The organism is Pelagibacterium sp. (assembly GCF_965249125.1).
In the GTDB taxonomy this organism is placed as follows: domain Bacteria; phylum Pseudomonadota; class Alphaproteobacteria; order Rhizobiales; family Devosiaceae; genus Pelagibacterium.
The window spans coordinates 2016605-2039741 of record NZ_OZ252217.1 but is presented as its reverse complement, the minus strand read 5'-3'; the positions used below and the strand labels follow the sequence as shown (position 1 = coordinate 2039741).

Sequence of the window (23137 nt, the reverse complement as noted above, 5' to 3'; positions counted from 1 at the left end):
GGCCCCGCGGTGTGTGGGGCCTTTTGCTATTCGGCGGCGGGTCTTCGGGAAAGAACCGTAACGCCATTTTCGTTGCGCTCGATCAGTTCGGTATCCTTGGTCACCACGTGACGCTGCGTTGCATCGTCACCCGCAACCTCGACGGCCATACCGTCGAAGCCGGAGGGCGTGGCGGCCTCCGCCCTGCGCCCGCGAACCCAGTTGAACACGCTTCCAACCTGGCTCTTGATGACCTTGGGAGCCGTGATCATCACCGGAACCATGATGAGGGTAAGGGCCGTCGAGAAGAACAGTCCGCTCACCAGAGCAGCAGAGAGGTGGATGAACCAGGACCCTGCGATACCGCCAACGACGATCTCGCGCCGCAGGAAGTCGAACTCGACGTTGGCCCACATGGGAATAACCCCTAGCGCGGTCAGGAATGCGGTAAGCAGGACCGGACGGACGCGTTGCGCCGTCGTCAGCAGCATTGCAGTGACCGGTTCGACCTGTTGATGCCGGTTATACTCATTATAGGTATCGATCAGCACGATGCCGTTCTTGACCACGATGCCGGCGAGCGCGACCACGCCCAGCCCTGTCATGATGGCCGAGAAGCTCATGCCCGTGGCCAGCATACCCAGCAGAACACCGGCCACCGACATGAATACCGTCGAGAGCGTTACGAACACCTGGTAGAAGCTGTTGTACTCAAGCAGCAGGATCAGGAAGATCAGGAACACGGCAGCGCCGAAAGCCTGCCCGATAAATGCGTTGGCATCGCCCATCTGCTCTTCCGCACCGCCGAAAGCAAAGGATACGCCGTCGGGCCATTCCTGCCCATCCAGCCAGGTCTGCAACTCGGCAACCCGAGTGGCGGGATAAACGCCTTCGGGCAAATTGACCAGATTGGCGGCAATCGGCATCACATAGACCTGATTGCGCCGTTCGATGTTTGCGACCTTGGGAACAGCCTGACGCTGGATGAAGTTCGAAACCGGCACCATCCCTTCGGATGTGGCAATACGCATGGAATCGAGCGCATCCAACGTTCGTTCATCCTGGGGAAGGCGAACCTTGATATCGAGCTCGTCGCCCGTTTCCTGATCGCGATAGGTGCCAAGATTGACGCCGGACGTCACCAGTTGCACGTACGGAGCCAGTTCGCGGACACCGATGCCATACCGGGCCGCTTCCAGGCGGTCGACGGTTACCTGCCAGTCGATCCCAGGCGAGGGACGACCATCCTCGATATCGGCAGTGTTGGGCATCTCGTTTTCAAGATACTCGCGGATGCGCTCAACTGTCGGCGCCAGTGTGTCGTAGTTGGTGCTTTCCACGCGCATGTTGATGTCCTTGCCCGCCGGAGGACCGCTCTCGGTGGCGAGAACCTGAACCTGCAGACCGGAAATGTCGGCAACGCGTTGACGGATATCGGCAAAGATCTCGTCAGCCTTTACCCGGTTATTGTAATCGATGAGCTGAAGCTGGAAGTTGCCGATGGTGTCGGGCGGCATCGTGCCCATGGCGCCGGTCGTGCCGAACTGCATGATGATGTCACGAACGCCGTGGACCTGCATCAGTTCGTCTTCGACTTCAACCAGCATGTCGCGGACTTCTTCCGGCGAATAATTGCCCCGGGCAACCACAGCGACAGTTGCATATTCAGGCTCGGAAGCCGGAAACGCTTCGGTTCCGGTCGGGTTGGCGGCGTAGGCGAAAAACACGCCAAACACGATACCGAAACCAACCATAAGCGTCGGGATCGGCCACCGCAGAAGGATAGACATGATACGCACATAGATCCCGGTCAGCCCCTTTACCTTCTTGGGGTGGAACTTCTCGGGATACATGACGATATCGGCTTGTTCCTTGCGCTCGGGATCGACATGCGTCGAGGCAATGACCGCACCGATAACCGGCATGAAGATCAGCGCGGAAACAAACGACGCGGACATGACCACAATCACGATCGTGGGAAGATCGGTCATGAACTTGCCGATAATGCCCGGCCAGAACAGCAACGGCACGAACGCGGCAAGCGTCGTTGCCGTCGCTCCGATGACCGGTATGAACATCTTATGCATCGCCTGAATGAAGGCCTCTTTCTTGGAGACACCTTCCTGCAGCTTTCGCTCTGCATACTCGACGACCACGACGGGGTCGTCGACCAGAACGCCCACGGCGATCACCAGCCCGAACATGACCATCATGTTGATCGTCATGCCGGTCATCTGCATGTAGAGAAACGCGATCATGAAAGACAGCGGGATCGACATTCCGATCATGAACGCGGCGCGGACACCCAGAACGGCGATACAGGTTATCAGGACCAGCGCCACAGCCGTCAGGACCGCCGCTTCCAGCGAGCGGAACAGGCTGAGTGTGGTTTCGGCCTGGTCGAGAAAGAAGCTGTGCCCCACACCCTGTGGCCACTGCGCGGCGGTCTCTTCGGTCACAGCCCGGACGGTGTCGGAGACTTCGATGATGTTGGTGCCGGCCTTCTTGCTCACACCAAGGATCAGGGCAGGGGAGCCGTTGACGTTGGTATATTCGGTCGCATCTTCCAGCGTACGGGTGACGTTTGCGATGTCGCCGAATGTGACGACATTGTTCCCGTCGGACTTGATCGGAAGCTCGAAAACATCCTGCGCGCTGCTGATGAGTCCGGGCACCTCAACGCTGAAAGAACCCTGGCCGGTATTGATCGTACCGCCGGCGACAACAAGGTTGTTGCGAGCCAGTGCATCGAACAGCTGATTGGCGGTAAGATTATAGGCTTCGAGGCGCATCAGATCGATTGTGACCTCGACCACTTCCTCGCGCGCTCCTGACAGCGTTACTTCGCGGACCGAGCCAATGCCTTCTAGAACGGTCTGAAGTTCTTCGGCGCGGCGCACCAGCTCGCGTTCGGGCACATCGCCATAAACGGCCACCGAGATGATTGGGAACCCAACCATATCGATTTCGTTCACCGTCGGATCGTTCGCATCCTCGGGCAAGTTAGACTTGATGGCATCCATGCGCGCACGGGTGTCGATAAGGGCTTGGTCCGTCTCGACATTCGCACCGAACTCAAGGATCACCGAGGCGTGCCCGGTGGTCGAGGTCGATGTCATGTTCACCAGGCCATCGAGCCCGTTGAGCTCTTCTTCGGCAGGCTTGGCCAGCAGGTTCTCGGCGTCGCGCGGCGAAACGCCGGTCTGGCTGATCGAAACATATAGATATGGGACGTCGATGGCCGGGAAGCTCTCCTTGGGTAGGATCGAATAGGAGAGCCCGCCGGCGAGCAAAAGCAGCGCCATGACTGTCATCACGACGCGGGGCATGCGCAGAACGCGCTCGATGAAGCTGGTCATGCAGGTGCGCCTTCTTCAGTGCTCTCCGTGGCATCACCCGAGACAGCTTCCTGCCCGGTCTGCACGGCCTGCCCATCGATCACGAATTCCTGGCCGATGGTAATGATGTCGATGGATTGAGGAAGGCCCGTTACCCAGACGCCGTCCCTGGTGTCTGAAACGATCGTAATGGGAGTAAAACTAGCCGTACCGTCCTGAACGGATTTTACGCCCAGAACGCCATCATCATTCAAGGTCAGAACCGATTGGGGCAGCAGGTGTCCCGGCATTGTTCCCATATTGACCGTTGCGGTGGCCGTAACGCCTTCGCGGATCGAAAAATCGGGATTGTCGAATTCGATTTCGACCGGGAAAGAACGAGTCGCATCGTCTGCACTGGCTGCCACATAGGTCACTTCACCAGTCGCGTTCTGATTGGTCACAGTATGCAGCCTGGCAGCAAGGCCGGTTCTGGCCAGGGTAATGTTGGCTTCGGCTACCGAACCCGAGAATACGATAGGATCGAGTTGAACGATTGTCGCGCACACGCCGCCTTGGGAAAGCATTGAGCCGCGGGTAGCGATAGGGGCCTGAACCAGTCCCGAAACTTCGGCAATGATTTCCGTGCGATCCAACTCGGCCCGGGCATTGTCAAGCGCGGCCTGAGCCGAGGAAACCTGCGCTTCGGCCCCGGCCAGAGCCACCTGGACCGAGTTTGCAGTATTGGCCGGAGCCAGGCCGCGTTCACGCAACGAGGTGTTGGTCTCAAGATCGAGCTGGGCCTGCGCAAGTCCGGCCTCCGCCTGAGCAAGCCCTGCCTCGGCCTGTGCAACCGCAGCGGCACGTGTGCCCGGGGCCAGGGAGCATAGGAGATCGCCGGCTTCCACCTGGTCACCCTTTTGGACGTGGACCGTTTCCACCACGGCCGCTGTTTCTGCTACCGCTGAAACGTTGGCGGCGGCCGTCGTCCGGCCGCGCAGCGTGACTTCGATCGGCATTTGCTGGCGCTCGAACGTTTGCGTGCGCACCGATACAGCAGCCCCCGAAGCACCGTTGGTCTGGGCCACGCGCTCGGCTATTGTCAAGCGAGCCAGCTCGGCCTCCTCCTGGGAGTGTTCGGGGAGCACGCCGGCTTCGGCCAACGTTGTCGAAATTGGGCCATGATCGTCGCCTTCAATGAGGCTGACAATGGAGCGCTCGCCGTTACCGGGGCCCTGGCCGCCCATTACGAAAGTCCCGGTACCCAGCCAAACTGCGGCTCCGGCAAGAATGAAAAGCGACAAACCAAAAGACTTTAGAAATTGCATAAACAGCGCCCTCTATTCTGCTGCTTGCTGCCCGATGCGCGTTTCGCGTCGCCGCGCGGAGGCAATTAGGGAGTTCATGTGGGTATGGAGATGCCGATGTGCAACTTCAAGACAGTTGATGCCATAGCTGACCACCCATGCGTCGTTGGCATGGCTTGGCTCGTCTCCGGTTTCAATCTGCTGCTGTAGCTCTTTGAGTTCGGCGATTTGCGCGTCGAGATCGGCCAGTCTGTCATCGATGCGCGACTTGACAAGATCGGCATCGAGCAAGTGCGCAAAACGGGCAAAAAGCAGGAAAGGGCTGCGAAATATGTCATCGCCCAGAGGCTCATGCAACGCGTCGCAGAATGCGGCCCGCCCAGCCTCGGTAATGGAATAGATCTTTTTGGATGGCTTGCCGTCCTGGTGCTCGATCCGCGAGGTTACGAGCCCATCATCTTCAAGCTTGGCAAGCGCTGGATAGATCGAGCCGAAGCTCGCTTCGACGAAATAGGCGCCGCCGCCTTCTGTGCAGAGCTTGCGAATTTCATAGCCGCTCGCGTCCTGGGTGTAGAGGAAGGAGAGGCATAGGGTACGAACGTTCATGTTCCGTCGATCATATGCTGAACGAGAATATGATGGCCCTATATATGAAGGAGCGCCGCTTGCCAAGATATACGACCCAGAGTCGCATCTTGTTCAGTCCGCGTACGATGAGAAGTCTTACGTTCGAGTGAGAAAACTGCGTTAATCGATACTTATGTCGAGCCCAAGGTCCAGCGGCACCGATGCGCTTGTGATCCGGCTGGTCGAAATATAATCGACGCCCGTCCGGGCAATTGCTGCGACGCGCTCAAGAGTGACATTGCCCGACGCTTCCAGCTTGGCCCGCCCTGCGGCAATGGCAACGGCCTGGGCTAGCGTATCTTCATCCATATTGTCGAGCAGAATGGCGTTGACGCCGGCGCCAAGCGCCTCTTCGAGTTGGCTGAGCGTATCGACTTCGACTTCGATCGCGACAAGGTGGCCGGCAAAGGACCGTGCCGCGTCTATGGCCGCGGGTAGGCCACCGGCGACCGCGATATGATTGTCCTTGATGAGGATTGCGTCGTTCAGCCCGAAGCGATGGTTATGTCCACCGCCGCACCTGACAGCATATTTTTCCAGGGCCCGCAGTCCCGGAGTCGTCTTTCGCGTGCAGCAAATACGGGCATTGGTGCCTTCTGTCTGCAGTACGAAGCTCCGCGTCAAGGTTGCAATGCCGCTCAGATGGGTCAGGAAATTGAGCGCTGTGCGTTCAGCGGCCAGCAGGTTTCGTGCATTGCCGTGCACTTCGAGAATGGCATCTCCTGAGCCGATAATCGCCCCATCTGAAACAAACTGTTTTGTTTCCAGGCCCGGCCCTACCAACGAAAAGGCGGCAACTGCACACTCGAGCCCGCAAATCACGCCTGCGCTGCGCGCGTTGATGCGCGCGACTGCGGTTGCGTTCGGCCCGATCGTTGCCTGAGACGTGATGTCCCCGGCCTCTCCCAGGTCCTCGGCAAGCGCTGCGTTGATGGAGCGTTCCATGACGTGGCGGGCGAGCATGGGAGGATGAGCTCTCGTCATGACGAAAAGACGCCGGGATTGACCAGGTTGTGCCGGCCCACATTGGCAATATCGCGCTCGCCGCAAAGCGCCATGGTGACGTCGAGCTCCTTGCGGATGATTTCGAGTGCCTGTCTGACCCCGGCCTCACCGCCGGCTCCAAGTCCGTAGAGCCATGGGCGCCCGATATAGACGCCTTTGGCGCCAAGGCACACTGCCCGCAACACGTCCTGACCGGAGCGGATGCCGCCGTCCATGTGTACTTCGATTTTGTCACCCACCGCCTCTACGATGGCCGGTAGTGCCGCGATCGAGGATGGCGCTCCGTCGAGCTGGCGCCCACCATGATTGGAGACAATGATCGCATCGGCCCCCGAAGCTGCCGCCATGCGGGCGTCTTCCGCGTCCATGATGCCCTTCAGGATCAGCTTTCCGCCCCAACGCTCCTTGATCCATTCGATATCGGACCAGTTGAGCTTGGGATCAAATTGCTCAGCCGTCCATGAGGACAAGGACGAGATGTCACCGACATTTTCAGCATGGCCAACGATATTGCGGAAGGTGTGACGCCGTGTTCCGAGCATCGACAAGCACCACCGAGGCCGCGAGGCCAGTTGCCAGATGGTGTTCATATTGATCTTGGGGGGAGCCGAGAGCCCGTTTCGGGCGTCCTTGTGCCGTTGCCCCAGAATTTGCAGATCGAGCGTAAGCACCAACGCCGAACAATTGGCCGCCTTGGCTCTGTCGATAAGGTTGTACATGAACTGGCGGTCCCGCATCACATAGAGCTGGAACCAGAACGGCGCGCCTCCGGTTGCCTCGGATATGTCTTCGATCGAACAGATGCTCATTGTCGATAGCGTGAAGGGAATGCCAAAAGCGCGTGCCGCCTTGGCCCCCAGCATTTCCCCGTCGGGATGCTGCATCCCTCCGAAACCGGTCGGAGCTATAGCGACGGGCATGGCGACGTCCTGCCCGATCATTGTGGAGGCCAGCGAGCGATTGGTCATGTCGACGGCAACGCGCTGGCGAAACTTCACCTTGGAGAAATCGTCCTCGTTGGCGTTGTAGGTGCTTTCCGTCCATGAGCCTGAATCGGCATAATCGAAAAACATCCGCGGTACGCGGCGTCTCGCGCGGTCCTTGAGATCCCCAATCGTCTGTGCCGGAAAACCCATTCGTCCCGCCTCCCACTGTCATGGATAACCATGCACTCAATAGCGGGGAGCGGGGCGTGGGGAAAGTACCATTATCCCGGCAGGGGCACCGGTATCAGTTTCCTTCTACGGAAATGCCCTGTTCGTTGAGTTCGATCTGAACGCCGTCGGGCTGGGATTCCTGCTGATAGGCATAAATGGCAAAGCCGATAACCACGACGATCAGAGCACCAAGCAGCAGATAAAGGGTGTTGCGGCTCATTAAATTCTCCAAAAACATCTTAACTATAAAGCGGTGCATCCAATGCAGACATGAAACGCCGAACAGGCGACTCGGTTCCTCAAGGCGCGTTAACCGCCCGCGAGTGTTCGCTACGAAATCCGCAAATCCACCAATCGGATTCATTGTTGTTTCAGGGGTGCGCCCCATGATGCGCCATCAATTCGAGGATGGCTCGTTGGGGGAACGCAGATGTCGGGCGGCAGGGGAAAGAACAATACGCGTGCGGTCGATGCGGCGCTCGAAGCCATGCCTTATGGCCTGTGCGTTTGGAGCGAGGACCTGACGCTGGAATTGTTCAACGCCCGCTATGCATGGACCTTCGGCCTTGCGCCCGACACGCTTGAAGCCGGTATGAGCCTGCGCAACTGCTGTCGTGCCGTAATCGATGCAGGCAATTATTTCGGCTACAGCGTCGACGAACTTTACGATGCGATGCTTGGTCGTTTTGCGCGGCAGCAGCGCAGCGAGAGCCCAACCCAGTACGAGCAGCATCTTCGCGATCGCACCATACGCACCACTTACACGGGTCGTCCCGGCACTGGCTGGCTGGTCACCCATGAAGATATCACCGACGCCCGCGATCACCTGACGGCGCTATCCAAACGGGAGGCCGATCTTGCTCAGCAAGCCGTTCGTTTCGAAACGGCGGTCGACAACATGGCGCATGGCCTGTGCATGATAGATGCCGACCACAAGCTGGTGATCTGCAACGCCAATTACGCGACGCTCTACGATCTTCCGCAGAACCTTCAGCGGCCCGGCACACTTCTGACCGACATTCTCGACTATCGGTTCGAAAATGGTATGCGCCCCAAGGAGGGCCCCATGGCGTTCCTCCAGCGCCGGGTGCAAACCATCACCGATCGCGGGCGCAGCGTGGACATTTGCGAGTTTGAGAATGGCCAGATCATTTCTCTGGTTCACCAGCCAATGGACGATGGCGGCTGGGTCGAAACCCATCAGGACATCACCGAGCAGCGGCGTTCGGAAGCCCGCATTCATCACCTCGCGCGCCACGATGCGTTGACAGATCTGCCCAATCGCACCTTGTTCGGCGAAGAAATGGCTATGGCCGAATCCCGCATCCGCCGCGGCGAGATGATGGCCATCCTGTGCTTCGATCTCGACCACTTCAAGGTGATCAACGACACGCTGGGGCACGGCGTAGGCGACGCTGTTCTCAAGGAAGTTGCCATACGCATCAACCATACCAAGCGGGAGCATGAATGCGCGGCTCGGCTGGGCGGCGACGAATTCTCCATGCTTGCCGGCCCGCTCAAGAGCCCTAACGACGCGGCAGCGCTCGCCGAACGGCTGATCGCAGCGATCAGCCAGCCCATGGAAATAGAAGGGCATCGCGTAATTATTGGCACATCCATCGGAATTGCGGTGGCCCCCACCGATGGCGCAAACGGCGAGGCTCTGATGAAAAATGCCGACCTCGCCCTCTATCGCGCCAAGAGCGACGGCCGTGGCAATTACCGCTTTTTCGAGAAGGGCATGGACGCGGCCATGCAGCACCGCCGCGCTATCGAAAGCGGTCTGAAGCTGGGACTGACCCGTGATGAATTCAGGCTGGTTTTCCAGCCGCTCATGGACCTGGAAAGCAATCGCATCTCGTGCATGGAAGCCCTGTTGCGCTGGGAGCATTCGGAGATGGGCTTTGTCTCACCGGTCGAGTTCATACCCGTGGCCGAGGAAATTGGCTTTATAGTGCAACTGGGAGAATGGGTGCTCAAACAGGCTTGCCTGACGGCAGCGACTTGGCCCACCAATATCCGCGTGGCGGTCAATCTGTCACCGGTGCAGTTCAAGAGCCGCCGACTGATGGAAAGTGTCCAGCAAGCACTGGAAGAAGCTGGCCTGCCAGCAAGTCGGCTCGAACTGGAGATCACCGAATCCGTCCTGCTTAGTGATTCCGATCAGATGCTGGAGACCCTGCACGCCCTGCGCGCCATGGGCATCCGAATTTCCATGGACGATTTCGGAACCGGATATTCCTCGCTCTCCTACCTTCGGGCCTTTCCATTCGACAAGATCAAGATCGACCGCTCGTTCATTGAGGACGTGGGATCCAAGGACGCCAATTTCGAAATTATCAAGGCGGTCATTGCCCTTGGCCGCAGCCTGGGGATGGCCACGACAGCCGAAGGGGTTGAAACCGAAGCCCAGCTCGATGCCGTCCGTGCCCATGGGTGCGACGAAATTCAGGGCTTCCTGTTCTCTCGCCCGCTTCCGGCAAAAGACGCACTCGAACTGATTACGCGGCTCGCTCCGCCAATGGAGGTCGAGCCGAGACTGACCATCAACGGCTAGAGCGCTTCCAGGATAAGTGGGCACCACTTATCCGGTTCGGAAGCGCGACAAAACAAAGACTTAGAGCAATTGAAGCGATTCGAAGAAGCGCTGAAATGCTCTAGCCTACCGGGGAACAGTTCCCGCAAATCGGTCCATCCTGAACGGGGCGATATCGATTGCGGGCTTTTCGCCGGTCATGGCTTGCGCCAGCAGATGTCCGGTGGCCGGGCCAAGTGTAAAACCGTGATGGGCGTGGCCTATACCCACCCAAAGGCCCCGATGTTTGGGCGCTGGCCCGATGATCGGCATCATGTCCGGCGTGCAGGGGCGGGCGCCTTTCCAGGGTTGCGGATCGAGCCGTTCCCCGAGGGGGAAAAGCGTCCGTGCCCTGGCTTCGGCGCGGCCAAGCTGGATCGGGGTGGGTGCTGCGTCGCGCAATGCGAACTCGGCGCCGGTTGTCAGGCGAACGCCTCGCGCCATGGGCGCGAGACAATACCCGACTTCTGCATCGATTAGCCAGTTGTTGAGCTTGGCGTTTCCCTCTACCCCGTAATGCATATGGTAGCCGCGCTTGACGAACAGCGGCAGGCGATACCCCAGTGGCTCCAGGACTTCGGGAGCCCATGGACCCAGGGTCACCACGATTTCGCGGGCCGTGTACCGCGTATCGGCCACCCTAGCCGCCCATTCGTCGCCATTCTGCTCGAGACCCGTTGCCTCTCCGTCGAGAAACTGGCCACCCAGCGATTTGTAAAGCTCAAAATATCTGGCAACCAAGGCACCCGGATCGCGGATCGTCCAGGGGTCGGTCCAATGGATCGCTCCGGCCAGCCGCTCGGTGAAATCGGGCTCTATCTCCCTTATTTCCGAGCCGTCGACCACCGTGTGATTGATTCCATAGAGTTCGAGATCCTTTTTCGCCTTGGTCGCTTCGGCCTTGAGCTTTTCGTCGGTCCTGAACGCCAGATACCAGCCTTTCTTGATAACCAGATCTTGGGCACCCGATGCCGAGATCAGATCGGAATGCTCATCGATGGACCGGGCGATCAGCGGCGCGTAGCTTTTGACCACATGGCTGTAATGATTGGGCGAAGATTTCCACCAATAGCGAAGCAGGGCTGGGGTGACCCGGGGCAGGGCAAAGGGATCGTAGCGCGCCGCTGTGGAGAGATGCAGGCCCACCTGCATCAACGTCGAAAGATCACGCGGAAACGCATGCGGGCGCACCCCCTCGCGCTGAATGATGCCCGCGTTGCCAAATGAGGTTTCCCGGCCAGGATCGTTTTTGTCGATCAGCAATACGCTCCGGCCGCGCCGAAGCAGGTGAATTGCAGTCGATACACCGACGATGCCGGCACCGATAACGATGACGTCCTGAGCCATGGTCAAACTTTCCAGAGCTTGCGTTTGATGACCCGCGCCGCGCGCAGGTCTTTCATTTATTGTGAATTTCCGCCAGTCGCCGCGGCCTTTTCTTCATCCCACCACCAGACATCGGGAAAGCCGATTGAGAACTCGGGCAGGGTTTCGGGATGGCTGAACCGGTCCCAGCGTGCCGTGCGGGCATAGGTGATCGTATAGCTGGGCACCACATTGCTCATCGCCAGCAATACCCGATCGAGCGCGTGGGTTGCTGCGACAAGTGTTTCCCGGTCGGGCGCCAGAACGATCCTGTCGATGAGCGCGTCCACACCCGGGTCTGAAATACCGGCATAATTTTGCGATCCCTGCTCATCGACGGATGAAGAGCCCCAGAAATAGCGCTGCTCATTGCCCGGTGAGAGCGACTGGGCCCAACGGGTATAGATCACGTCATAGTCGAACGAGCGGACAAGATTTGTATATTGCGGCGTATCGACCACCCGCAATGTCACGTTGGCGCCGATTGCGTTGAGATTTTCGGCCCAATGCAAAGCCACTGGCTCGATTGTGTTGTCATAGGAAAGGATTTCGAAGCTGAACTGCTGGCCATTGGCGTCGACCAGCCGTGTGCTGTCGAGCGTGTATCCTGCTTCGTTGAACAACCGCAGGGCTTCTCGGAGGTTGTCGCGAAGCGCTTCCTCGCTTCCTCCCACAGGATTGGCAAAACGCGTATCGAACACCGAGGCGGGAACCAGATCCCGAACTTCTTCCAGAATTTCAAGCTCAAGACCTGCCGGAGGGCCGTCAGGCGCGGCGAGGTCCGTGCCGAAGAAGTAGGAATCGATGCGCCGGTACTGTTCGTAAAACAGTGTCCGGTTCAGCTCCTGGAAGTCAAAAGCGTAATTGAGGGCTTCGCGGACGCGCGGATCCTGAAATTTCTCTTTGCGCTGGTTGGGAACAAAGCCCCACATGACGCCAGAAGCGTTGTAGCCATTCTCGAACGTCTCGAGCACGACGCGCTCGTCGTTGACCGCGGGGAAATCATAAGCGGTGGCCCACCGCCGCGCGATATTTTCGGTCCACCAGTCGAACTCGTCGGCCTTGAACGCTTCGAACATGACGGTTGTGTCGCGGAAATATTCGATACGGTACTCGTCGAAATTGGACGTGCCCACATTGACCGGCTCGCCGGCACCCCAATAGTCGGGATCGCGCGTGTAGGTCACCGTCCGGCCAGCGTCGAAACTGGACAGGGCGTAGGACCCTGATCCCATCGGCAGTTCAAGAGTGGAGGCCGCGATGTCGCGGGGTTCACCCTCCGCGTTCTCCCCCTCCCACCAATGTTGGGGCAAGACCAGGAGTTGGCCCATGATGTAGGGCAGTTCGCGGTTGCCGGTTTCGCTGAAGTAAAACGTGATTTCACCGTCACCGGTGATTTCCGCATCGTCGACCGAGGCGTAGTATTCCGAATAGATGGGGGAAATCTCCGTCACCTGCTCAAAGCTCCAGAGCACATCATCGGCCGTGATGGGTTCTCCGTCCTGCCAATGCGCGCGCGGATTGAGCCGGAAGGTTACGGACGAAAAATCGTCGGGATAACGCAACGCTTCTGCCAGCAATCCATACGAAACCGAGTTTTCGTCTGCGCTGGCGGTCATGAGCGTTTCATAGACTAGCCCCAGTCCGGTGGCCGACTCGCCCTGAGGCAGGATCGGATTGAAGGTATCGAACCCGCCCAGCGCCGGAAGCCGCACCGTGCCGCCCTTGGGCGCATCGGGATTGACGTAGTCGAACATCTCGAAGCCGACTTCGTATTTGGGGGTTCCATCCAGGGCAATGGCATGTACCCAGCCCGCATCTTCCTGTGCAGCCGCCGCGCCGGAAAGCGACAAGGCGGTCAGCATGGTGGCGGCAAAAGCAAAGGTCTTCATGGCGTTGGTCCCCTTTCGCGGCAGAGGTGATTGTTGTCGATCTTAGTGTGCTTTGTCCAAAAGTGGATACCACTTTTGCGGGAGCGGGCCGTGCTTGGCGCAAGTTTCATGCGTTGATGCGCTGGCAGGCGCGATAATATCTCATTCGATGGCCACATCGAGGGCTGCCGCCAAGAGAGTGCGGGTGTAAGGGTGCCGAGGCGCGGAAAACAGCGCCTCCGCTTCTGCCCGTTCGACGATTTTGCCACTCTGCATCACGATGATCTCGTTGGCGATGGCTCGCACAACCTTCAGATTGTGGGAAATAAAAACATACGTCAGCCCGTGGCGCATCTGCAGATCGCGCAGCAGGTTGACGATCTGCGCCTGAACGCTCATATCGAGCGCCGACGTCGGCTCATCCAGAACGATGAATTTCGGTTCAAGGATCAGTGCCCTGGCAATGGCGATCCGCTGGCGCTGTCCTCCGGAAAATTCGTGCGGATATCGATGCCGCATTTCCGGGTCCAGCCCGACTTCGGCCAGAACCGCCCTGACCTTATCGTCTCGCTCTCGCGCCTTGATATGTGGGAAATGGACGGCCAGACCTTCCGCGATGATGTCGCCGACGCTCATGCGCGGCGAAAGTGAGCCGTAGGGGTCCTGAAAGACCACCTGCATGTCGGCGCGATAGGCCCGCATGGCGCGCGACTTCTTGCCGGCGATGTTATCGCCCAGAAAGACGATCCGTCCCTCCGACGAAATCAGGCGCAGCATGGCGAGCCCCAGCGTCGTTTTTCCCGATCCGGACTCTCCCACCACGCCAAGCGTTTCGCCATGCCTGACAACAAGATCGACGCCGTCGACGGCCTTGACATGACCCACCGTCCGTTTGAGCAATCCGCGCTTAATGGGAAACCAGACCCTGAGGTCGTTCACTGCCATGACCGGTCCTCCAGTCATTGCAGTCATCTGCTTGATGTCCGAAAGCTCTGACGAAAGTAGCTGTTTGGTATAGGCGTGCTGCGGGTTGGCAAACAGCGTTTCGGTGTCGGCTCGTTCGACGATCTCGCCATCCTGCATCACGCAGACCTTGTCGGCCATCCGGCGCACGATGCCCAGGTCATGGGTGATGAACAACATGGCCATGCTCATCCGTCGTTGTACCGACTTCAGCAAGTCGAGAATTTGCGCCTGCACCGTTACATCGAGCGCCGTTGTCGGCTCATCTGCAATGAGCAGATCCGGCTCGCAAGCCAGCGCCATGGCAATCATCACTCTCTGGCGTTGGCCGCCCGAAAGCTGATGGGGAAATGAAGCGAGGCGTGTTTGGGGATCGGGAATGCCCACGGCATCGAGCAATTCCAGAACGCGTCTGCGCGCCGCGCTCCGGCCCAGCCCCTGATGGACCGCCAGCACTTCGCTGACCTGTCGTTCGATGGTGTGGAGCGGATTGAGCGAACTCATCGGCTCCTGATAGATCATCGCGATGTCATTGCCGCGCACCCGACGAAGGGCCTTGTCATCCGTGGTAAGCAGGTCGGTGCCCTTGAACAGGATTTGCCCCTTGGGATGAGTGGCGGATGGGTAGGGCAGGAGCCTTAGCACCGACAATGCGGTCACCGATTTTCCCGACCCGGACTCCCCGACGAGTGCCAGCGTTTCTCCCGATGAGATGTCAAGGCTGACGTCCCGGACGGCATCGATCCGCCTTTCGCCGAGCTGAAAGGAAACGTCGAGATTGCGGATGGAAAGCAACGGATCGGTCATGCCATCACCCGAACGTCTTGCGTGGATCGAAGGCGTCTCGCACCGCCTCACCGGCGAAGACCAGAAGGCTCAGCATTACCGAAATCACGGCGAACCCGGTCAGCCCGAGCCAGGGCGCCTGAAGGTTGTTCTTGCCCTGCGCCAGAAGCTCTCCCAACGACGGCGACCCCGGCGGCAGACCGAAGCCCAGAAAGTCGAGCGCCGTCAGCGTTGTAATCGAACCGCCGAGAATGAAGGGCACGAAGGTGACCGTCGCCACCATCGCATTGGGCAGCAGGTGCCGGAACATGATCATCCCGTTGCCCACGCCCAGCGCCCGGGCCGCGTTGACATATTCAAAGTTCCGCCCGCGCAGGAATTCCGCGCGCACCACACCCACCAGGGCAACCCAGGAAAACAACAGCAGGATGACGAGCAGTACCCAGAAGCTCGGCGCGATCACACTGGAAATGATGAGCAGCAGATAGAGCGAGGGGATCGAGGTCCAGATTTCGATAAAGCGCTGAAACAGGAGATCCGTCCAACCCCCGAAATAGCCCTGCACAGCTCCCGCCACGATGCCAACCACCGACGACAGAATTGTAAGCGTCAGCCCGAACAGCACCGAAATCCGGAACCCGTAAATCAGCCGCGCCAGCACATCACGCCCCTGATCGTCGGTGCCCAGCACATGCATGTTGCCAAAAATACACCCCGGATCATCAACGCCCTGACGATAGCGCGCGCAGTTTTCCTCTTCGCTCATCAGCCAGCTCGGTGGGGTCGGTGCCGGTCTCGGCAGGGCGGTGTCGACGGTACGGTGGGAAAACCGGAACAATGGCCAGAGGGCCCAGCCATTCTCTTCGATTTCGTTCTGGATCACCGAAGACCTGTATTGCGTCACCGCGAGAAATCCGCCGAATTTGCTCTCGGGATAATCGATGACCACCGGAAACAGCAGTTCGCCCTGATACGAGACAACCAGCGGCTTATCGTTGCTGATGGCTTCGGCAACGAGAGTGGCGACCACCAGGATCGCGAAAATCCAGAACGAGATATGCCCCCGCCTGTTGCGACGAAAATTGGCGAGCCTGCGCTGGTTTATGGACGAAACAGCCAAGCTCAAACCTCGCGTGATTCGAAATCGATGCGCGGATCGATCCACATATAGGTGAGGTCGGAGATGAGCCCGAGAACCAGGCCCACGAGCGAGAAGATGTAGAGCGTGGCGAAGATCACGGGGTAGTCGCGGGTTACGACAGACTGAAATCCGAGCAGCCCGAGCCCGTCGAGTGAGAAGATTGTCTCGATCAGCAACGATCCGCCAAAGAACGCGCCAACGAACGCGCCGGGAAAACCTGCGATCACGATCAGCATGGCGTTGCGGAAAACGTGGCCGTAGAGAACCCGACGCTCGGTCAGTCCCTTGGCGCGCGCCGTTACGACATACTGCTTGCGGATCTCATCGAGAAACGAGTTCTTGACCAGCAGCGTTGATGTCGCAAACGCACCAACGGCCATGGCCGCGATCGGCAGGGCCAGATGCCAGGCGTAATCGAGGACCTGCTGATACCACGGCATGGACGCAAAGCCGGAGGATGTCAGTCCGCGCAGCGGGAAGATCGACCAGAAGCTCCCGCCCGCAAACAGCACGATCAGCAGGATGGCAAACAGAAAGCCTGGGATGGCGTAACCGATGATGACCACCCCGGAGGTCCAGATGTCGAAACGCGACCCATCCCGCACCGCCTTGGCAATCCCCAACGGTATCGAAATGCCGTAGGAAATCAGCATCATCCATAACCCGAGCGAAATCGACACGGGCATCTTTTCGACAACGAGATCAATGACCGAAATGTCCCGGTAGTAGGACTCTCCAAAGTCGAAGCGCAGAAAATCCCAGATCATCGAAAAGAAGCGTTCGAGCGGTGGCTTATCGAAGCCGTATTGGGCTTCCAGTTGTGCTATGAAGGCAGGCGGAAGTCCGCGCGCACCCCGATAGACGCCTTGGGGTTCACTGCCTGAACTGCTTGCTGCGCTGTTGTCGAGGCCGCTCTGGCCGGAAAAATCGCCCTGGGCTGTTCCCGTTATGCGCGACAGTGCGGAAACGTCGGTACCCGAATATTGGGCAATCGCCTGTTCCACCGGCCCGCCCGGTGCAAACTGAATGACGAGAAACGACACCACCATGATCCCAAATACCGTTGGAATCATCAAAAGCAGGCGGCGCAGAATATAGGCGGCCATAGGCGGTCCAGGTCAGCGAGTCACAAGGACAACCATGTCGGTTTTGTCACCGATGGCCAAGTGCTTTGTGATCGCGATACGGTCACGACTTCGCGGTCATCCTCCGACAAGCCCGTTCTCGATGGCATAGCGGGTCAGGCCCGCGGTGGTGGCAATGCCGAGCTTTTTCTTTATGTTTTTGCGGTGGGTCTCGACCGTCCGCGCGGAGATATCGAGGGTCGCAGCTACGTCCTTGTTGGATTTGCCAGCTGCGATCAGAAGCAGGATCGCTTGCTCACGCGTGGTCAGCGCCTTGCTCTTTTGGGCTTTGTCACCGCGCTCGAGCAAGACATCGGAAACGCCGGTCGAAAAGAATGTTCCGCCCGCCGCTACCGTCTCTATGGCCTCGATTATCTCCTCGGTCGACACATCCTTCAGGATGTAGCCCGACGCCCCATACATTACCGATGTCGAGATGTACTCGCGGCTGTCATGCATCGAAAGCATCAGCAATTTGGTGGCCGGACACTGTTCCTTGAACAGCTCTATCGCATCCAGGCCGTTGAGCTCGGGCATGTTGATATCCATGAGAACCACATCGGGCTCGGCATCCCGCGCGATATCGAGAGCCGCTAGCGCGCTTGGGGCGGCACCAACCACATCGATATGTTCGTAGGTTTCCAGGATGGCCCTTAGCCCATCGAGCACGAGAGGATGGTTGTCGACCAGGAGGACCTTGATGGGACTGGGAACGCTCATGCGACCTCGGCGAGCTTGGACTGGCGAATGAACACCGATTTTGGAAGGGTGGCCCTGAGCGTCGTGCCGTTCGGGGAAGGCTCTACCAGCATCGTGCCACCAAAATGCGCCATGCGCTCGGCCATGTTGCGCAGGCCGAGCCCGCGCTGGGCACCGGTATCGCGCGAAAAGCCCTTCCCGTTATCGGCAATCACCATCTGCACGCGGCCGTGGGGGCTGGAAAGCGCAAGGGTAACTTCGCTGGCATTGGCGTGTCGGTCTATATTGTTGAGCGCCTCCTGGGCCACGCGGTAGAGCGCGGTCCGGGCTTCGGGCAAAAGCATGTTCTTGAAGGCAACAGCCTCCAGCGTGACCTTGATTCCGGTCCGCTCGGCAAAATTGTGTGTCAGGGCCTCAAGTGCGGCTGAAAGGCCCAGATCGTCGAGAGCGCCAGGGCGCAGATCGTGACTGAGGCGCCGCACTTCCTTGATGGCGCCATTCAGTGCGTCCGCCCCCTTGCCGATGGCTTCCGAAGCGCCCTCGGCGCCATTCTCAACCTTTCGCCTTGCCAGGTCGATGGCGTAGCGCACGCCGATAAGGATTTGCGAGATGCCGTCATGGAGCTCGCGTGCGATGCGTGTGCGTTCCTCTTCCTGCGTGTCGATGATGCGCTGGGTCAACTCCTTGAGTTTGCTGTCCGCGAGCCGGCGTTCATGGAGATTGAGCACCATCCAACTCCCGAACACCAGCAACACCGCCGGCACGGCGATGAGAACGATTGTAAAGAATGTTGAGTTGATGGTGTTTCGGAGATCCTCGTGGGCTGCGGCGGTCTGCGCGAAGACATCGTCGAGATAGACGCCGGTGCCCAGCATCCATTCCCATTTATCCAAACCGACCGCAAACGAGACTTTTTCGGCGATCGTTCCGGCCGATGGCTTTTCCCACAGGTAAGAATGAAGGCCCCCGCCTTCCTTGGCCTTTTCGATCAGATTGTAGATCACCCGATCACCATTGGGATCGGTCAGGTCCAGCCAGTTCTGGCCGGGGCGATAGGTTTGTCTTGGGTGAACGATGTTGACGCCATCATAGTCATAGACGAAAAAGTATCCGTCCTCGCCGTAATCGAGCGCGTTGAGGATGGCCTTAACCTGTTCCTGGGCCACTTCATCGTTCTGTCCGGCGTCACGGTAAATTCCATCGATGGCCGACAGCGCCATGTTGGTGAGGTTAAGCAACTCGTCCTGCTTGGCCTGAACCATATTGCGTTCGAACGTATCGATGCTTGCGCGCGCGAGGCTGGCCGATTGCCATGTCACCAACCAGGTGATGGCAACGATGGCAAGGATCAACGGAACGATCGCGAGTGCCAGGATCTGGTGCCGGAACTGCATAATGTAAACATCTCCTCCGCCCGGATCGTTGGCCGGTCACGGCGATTGTAGCCGATAGCGCGCGCCACCATTATCACTTACTGCGTAAAACTGGGTAGCCTTTGGAAATAAAGCAGGTAACCTATGGAACCGGGCCCTCGACGGAGGCAGGCAAATACAGTCTTTTTTGCCCTGCGCTTCGAAGATGCGCTTGAAAGACGGTGGCGGCTCTCGAAGCGCGGCCTTAAACCGTTTCTAGCCGGTGCAAAAGCACCATAGGGAGGACATTATGAAAAGACGCGACTTCTTCAGGAAGGCCGGCGCCGCGACCGCGGGCGTTGCAGCTGCAGCCACTACGCTCGCCACCCCGGCCATTGCCCAAGGCAACATCACCTGGCGCATGGTCACCACTTGGCCGCAGAACTTCCCCGGTCTCGGTGTTGGCGCTCAGCGCCTCGCCGATCGTATCACCGCCGCTTCAGGTGGCCGTTTGTCGATCCAGGTCTATGCTGCCGGCGAGATGGTGCCGGGTCTTCAGGCCCTCGACGCCGTCATCGACGGCTCGGCCGAAATGAGCCACGGCGCAGCCTACTACTGGCAGAACAAGAGCCAGGGCCTTTCGTTTTTCACCGGCGTCCCCTACGGCATGACCAACCGCGAACTCGCTGCTTGGGTGCGCCACATGGGCGGCCAGGAAATCTGGGATGACATCTACGACCAGTTCGGCGTTCAGGGCTTCCTGTCCGGTGATACCGGCACGCAGGCCGGTGGTTGGTTCCGCAATGAATTGACCGGCGTCGCCGACGTTCAGGGGCTGCGTTTCCGCACTCCCGGCCTCGGTGGCCAGGTTTGGGAAAAGCTCGGCGCCTCGGTTACCAATCTGGCTGCCGGCGACATCTTCGCCGCACTACAGAACGGCACGCTCGACGCCGCCGAATTCGTCGGCCCCTACAACGATCTTGCCCTTGGCTTCTACCAGATCGCCAAGAACTACTATTTCCCAAGCTTCATCGAACCAGGGCTGGCAACTGAGCTTGTGGTCGACAAGGCCAAGTTCCAGGAACTGCCGCAGGATCTGCAGGAACTGGTGAAGTTCGTCTGTCAGGCCGAGTATGACGAAGTCGCATCCGACTTCGCGGCAAATGACCCGCGCGCACTCCAGACTCTGGTCAACGATCATGGTGTAACCGTTCGCCAGTTCCCTGACGAGATCATGGAAGCCGGTGCGGTCGCCGCCAAGGAAATCCTGACCGACATTCGTGACAATGGCGACGAACTCACCAAGCGCGTTGCCGAAAGCTATGTCGAAGCCTTCAACATCGTCCGTCAGAAGACCGATGGCACCGACTCGCTATTCCTTCGGGCTCGCGAGCAGTACTTTACGCTCGACTGATTCCGGCGACAATTTTAGCCATAAGGGTCCGGGCTTCGGTTCGGGCCCTTTTTTGTGCTTTCGTCCCGACCCTAGAGCGGTTCGGAGTTTCACTGAATCGGAAGTCCGCTCACCTCTCCCTTGGGGGAGAGGTCGACGCGAAGCGGCGGGTGAGGGGGCCTTGGCGGCGGTAGATGGAGCATTTCAGCGCTTCCCGGAATCGCTTCAACAGCCTGCTAGAGCGCTTCCAGGATAAGTGGGCACCACTTATCCGGTTCGGAAGCTCGACAAAACAAGGACTTAGAGCAATTGGAGCGATTCGAAGAAGCGCTGAAATGCTCTAGGCAGAGTGTGGGAAAAAAGAAAAGAGGCCCGCCGGGTATGCCGGCGGGCCCCTGTGATTTGGCTGGCGTGTTCGATCAGTTGACCGATGGCAGCCAGGTGATGAGCTGCGGGAAGAGGAACAACAGGGTTATCGCCAGAATTTGCAGCCCCACGAAAGGCAGCGCTCCTCGGTAGATCATGCCGGTCGTGACCCTGCCTGGCGCTACCCCCCGCAGATAGAAGAGCGAGAAGCCGAAGGGCGGCGTCATGAAGCTTGTCTGCAGGTTGACCCCTACCATCACGCCGAGCCAGATCGGGTCGATGCCCAGTGCCAGCAGGATCGGCGCTGTTATCGGGATGATGATGAAGATGATCTCGAACGTGTCGAGAATGAACCCGAGCACGAACATGATGAGCATCACGACAATCATCGCCCCGACGGCGCCGCCCGGTAGGTTGGCCAGGAATTCATGAACCAGATTGTCGCCGCCCATCACGCGGAAGACGATAGAAAACACCGATGCCCCGAACAGGATGATGAAAATCATCGAGGTGATCGTTGCGGTGGCCATTGCCGCTTCGCGGAATACCCTGAACGACAACCGCCAGCGCAGTGCCGCCAGGATCGTGGCGCCGACTGCGCCCACCGAGCCGGCTTCGGTCGGCGTGGCGATACCGGTGAGGATCGATCCCAGAACCAGGAAGATGAGAACCAGTGGTGGGATGAGCGCAACGACAACGTCCTTGACGATCCCCTTGCGATCCTCCTCGGTCATCGGCGTTGCCGGGCAACTTTCCGGATCTGTGATCGCCTTGAAGATCATCCAGCCGACATAGAGCCCGACCAGTAGAAGGCCGGGAATGAAGGCGCCGGCGAACAGATCGCCCACGGTCACCGGCACGGGCGCGAAATTGCCCTGTGCCATCTGCACCTGCGCGTTGATCGAGGAGAGCATGTCGCCCATGAAGATCAGTACGGTCGACGGCGGGATGATCTGCCCCAGCGTTCCCGATGCGCAGATCACGCCCGAAGCGAGCTTGGGATCGTATTTGGCCCTCAGCATGGCCGGCAGAGAGATTAGCCCCATGGTGACGACGGTTGCCCCAACCACGCCGGTCGACGCCGCCAGCAGCGCCCCCACGACGATGACGGAAATTCCGAGTCCGCCGCGAAGTCGCCCGAACAGCTTGCCCATGGTCAGAAGCAATTGCTCGGCGATCTTGGACTTTTCGAGCATCACGCCCATGAAGATGAACAGGGGCACTGCCACCAGCACCTCATTGGTCATGTAGCCGATATAGCGGCCCATGAGGTTTCCCATGTTCGAAAAATCGAACACGCCAAAGAAATACCCGATCGCGCCGAAGATCAGCGACGTACCGGCCAGGGTGAACGCCACCGGAAAACCCAGCAGCAGGAAGCCGATCACGCCGAAAAACAGGAGCCCCGAGAGAATCTCGCCAATCAGAACACTAGACAACAGGCGTCTCCTCGTCGGTCTCGACCTTGTAGCGATACAGTGGAGGAAGGAGGTCTTCCCTGTCCGCCAGAACCAGAATGGCCCGGGCGATCATCGCCACGCCCTGAAGGGCGACCAGAGCCGCAAACACAAGGATGAATGTCTTGAGGACAAACAGGCCCGGCATGCCCCCGATATTCTGGGATGCTTCGAAAAAGCTCCAGGAACGGCGCACATAAACCAGCCCCCAGTTCCACACCACGTACATGAACGGAAACAGGAAAATGACCACGCCGATGATGTCGAAGACGGCTTTCCGCTTTGTCGAGGCGGGGCGGTAGAAGATATCCACGCGCACGTGATCGTCGCGGAACAGTGCGAACCCGGCGATCGCGGTGAACATGGCGCCGCTCAGCCAGACATAAAGGTCCTGCATCCACAGAAAGGTCGTATTGAAGACGTATCGCTGGACAACCACCGCGAAACAGACGGCAACGACGCCAGCCGCCAGCCACGAAACGATATTGCCGACTAGTCTGTTCAGGCCACCTATGGCCTGAACCGCTAAGGCGAGCGCGCGCATTCGCTCCTCCTCCCTTGGAAGGGTTTTGTTTTTATCGATAGTACCGCTAGTTGGCGCGCGGGAAAACTGCAAGCAATCAGCGAACAGGATTCGTCAAAACCGAACTTTT

Annotated in this window: 17 protein-coding genes; 2 read left to right on the top strand and 15 right to left on the bottom strand. The window is 58.9% G+C overall.

Annotated elements, in window-relative coordinates:
* Positions 1–26 precede the first annotated feature (26 nt).
* The 6 genes from ACP148_RS10010 to ACP148_RS09985 all read right to left on the bottom strand — a co-directional run bounded on the left by ACP148_RS10010 (position 27) and on the right by ACP148_RS09985 (position 7612).
* The gene (locus ACP148_RS10010; RefSeq protein ID WP_421950762.1) at positions 27–3338 is read right to left on the bottom strand and encodes an efflux RND transporter permease subunit; all 3312 of its coding nucleotides are present in this window, start codon (positions 3336–3338) and stop codon (positions 27–29) included.
* On the bottom strand, positions 3335–4543 hold the full coding sequence (locus tag ACP148_RS10005) for an efflux RND transporter periplasmic adaptor subunit (RefSeq protein ID WP_421950761.1): 1209 nt from the start codon (positions 4541–4543) through the stop codon (positions 3335–3337). The genes ACP148_RS10010 and ACP148_RS10005 overlap by 4 nt, the downstream gene beginning before the upstream one ends.
* A gap of 93 nt (positions 4544–4636) precedes the next feature.
* The gene (locus ACP148_RS10000) at positions 4637–5209 is read right to left on the bottom strand and encodes a helix-turn-helix transcriptional regulator (RefSeq protein ID WP_421950760.1); all 573 of its coding nucleotides are present in this window, start codon (positions 5207–5209) and stop codon (positions 4637–4639) included.
* Positions 5210–5350: 141 nt separating this feature from the next.
* Positions 5351–6214 carry a carboxylating nicotinate-nucleotide diphosphorylase gene (gene nadC, locus ACP148_RS09995; protein WP_421950759.1) on the bottom strand — a complete coding sequence of 288 codons (864 nt, stop codon included), beginning with the start codon at positions 6212–6214 and terminating at the stop codon, positions 5351–5353.
* Positions 6211–7371, bottom strand: coding sequence for an alpha-hydroxy acid oxidase (locus ACP148_RS09990; RefSeq protein WP_421950758.1), 1161 nt, complete (start codon positions 7369–7371; stop codon positions 6211–6213). The genes nadC and ACP148_RS09990 overlap by 4 nt, the downstream gene beginning before the upstream one ends.
* Before the next feature lie 94 nt (positions 7372–7465).
* Positions 7466–7612 (bottom strand): hypothetical protein, encoded by a 147-nt coding sequence (locus ACP148_RS09985; RefSeq protein ID WP_421950757.1) that lies wholly within the window; start codon positions 7610–7612, stop codon positions 7466–7468.
* A 210-nt stretch (positions 7613–7822) separates the two neighbouring features.
* On the opposite strand from ACP148_RS09985, the gene ACP148_RS09980 reads away from it, so the two are divergent.
* Positions 7823–9949 (top strand): putative bifunctional diguanylate cyclase/phosphodiesterase, encoded by a 2127-nt coding sequence (locus ACP148_RS09980; protein ID WP_421950756.1) that lies wholly within the window; start codon positions 7823–7825, stop codon positions 9947–9949.
* Between the two features lie 105 nt (positions 9950–10054).
* Here ACP148_RS09980 and ACP148_RS09975 read toward each other — a convergent pair whose 3' ends face one another.
* The 7 genes from ACP148_RS09975 to ACP148_RS09945 all read right to left on the bottom strand — a co-directional run bounded on the left by ACP148_RS09975 (position 10055) and on the right by ACP148_RS09945 (position 19310).
* Positions 10055–11314 (bottom strand): NAD(P)/FAD-dependent oxidoreductase, encoded by a 1260-nt coding sequence (locus ACP148_RS09975; RefSeq protein WP_421950755.1) that lies wholly within the window; start codon positions 11312–11314, stop codon positions 10055–10057.
* Positions 11315–11370: 56 nt separating this feature from the next.
* The gene (locus tag ACP148_RS09970) at positions 11371–13224 is read right to left on the bottom strand and encodes an extracellular solute-binding protein (RefSeq protein ID WP_421950754.1); all 1854 of its coding nucleotides are present in this window, start codon (positions 13222–13224) and stop codon (positions 11371–11373) included.
* Positions 13225–13365: 141 nt separating this feature from the next.
* Positions 13366–14973, bottom strand: a complete 1608-nt coding sequence (locus ACP148_RS09965; RefSeq protein ID WP_421950753.1) for an ABC transporter ATP-binding protein — start codon at positions 14971–14973, stop codon at positions 13366–13368.
* Positions 14974–14977: 4 nt separating this feature from the next.
* Positions 14978–16072 carry an ABC transporter permease gene (locus tag ACP148_RS09960; protein WP_421950752.1) on the bottom strand — a complete coding sequence of 365 codons (1095 nt, stop codon included), beginning with the start codon at positions 16070–16072 and terminating at the stop codon, positions 14978–14980.
* 2 nt (positions 16073–16074) lie between these two features.
* Positions 16075–17199, bottom strand: a complete 1125-nt coding sequence (locus ACP148_RS09955) for a microcin C ABC transporter permease YejB (protein ID WP_421950751.1) — start codon at positions 17197–17199, stop codon at positions 16075–16077.
* Between the two features lie 96 nt (positions 17200–17295).
* Positions 17296–17937 carry a response regulator gene (locus ACP148_RS09950; RefSeq protein WP_421950750.1) on the bottom strand — a complete coding sequence of 214 codons (642 nt, stop codon included), beginning with the start codon at positions 17935–17937 and terminating at the stop codon, positions 17296–17298.
* Positions 17934–19310 carry a cache domain-containing protein gene (locus tag ACP148_RS09945; RefSeq protein ID WP_421950749.1) on the bottom strand — a complete coding sequence of 459 codons (1377 nt, stop codon included), beginning with the start codon at positions 19308–19310 and terminating at the stop codon, positions 17934–17936. The genes ACP148_RS09950 and ACP148_RS09945 overlap by 4 nt, the downstream gene beginning before the upstream one ends.
* Before the next feature lie 268 nt (positions 19311–19578).
* Between ACP148_RS09945 and ACP148_RS09940 the strand changes: the two genes are divergently transcribed.
* Entirely contained in the window at positions 19579–20682 is a 1104-nt protein-coding gene (locus ACP148_RS09940) for a TRAP transporter substrate-binding protein (RefSeq protein ID WP_421950748.1), read from the top strand.
* Between the two features lie 398 nt (positions 20683–21080).
* Here ACP148_RS09940 and ACP148_RS09935 read toward each other — a convergent pair whose 3' ends face one another.
* Together ACP148_RS09935 and ACP148_RS09930 are read right to left on the bottom strand one after the other, a co-directional pair.
* Positions 21081–22466 carry a TRAP transporter large permease gene (locus ACP148_RS09935; RefSeq protein ID WP_421950747.1) on the bottom strand — a complete coding sequence of 462 codons (1386 nt, stop codon included), beginning with the start codon at positions 22464–22466 and terminating at the stop codon, positions 21081–21083.
* Positions 22459–23028 carry a TRAP transporter small permease subunit gene (locus ACP148_RS09930; protein WP_421950746.1) on the bottom strand — a complete coding sequence of 190 codons (570 nt, stop codon included), beginning with the start codon at positions 23026–23028 and terminating at the stop codon, positions 22459–22461. Before ACP148_RS09930 ends, ACP148_RS09935 begins: the two co-directional genes overlap by 8 nt.
* Between the last annotated feature and the right edge of the window lie 109 nt (positions 23029–23137).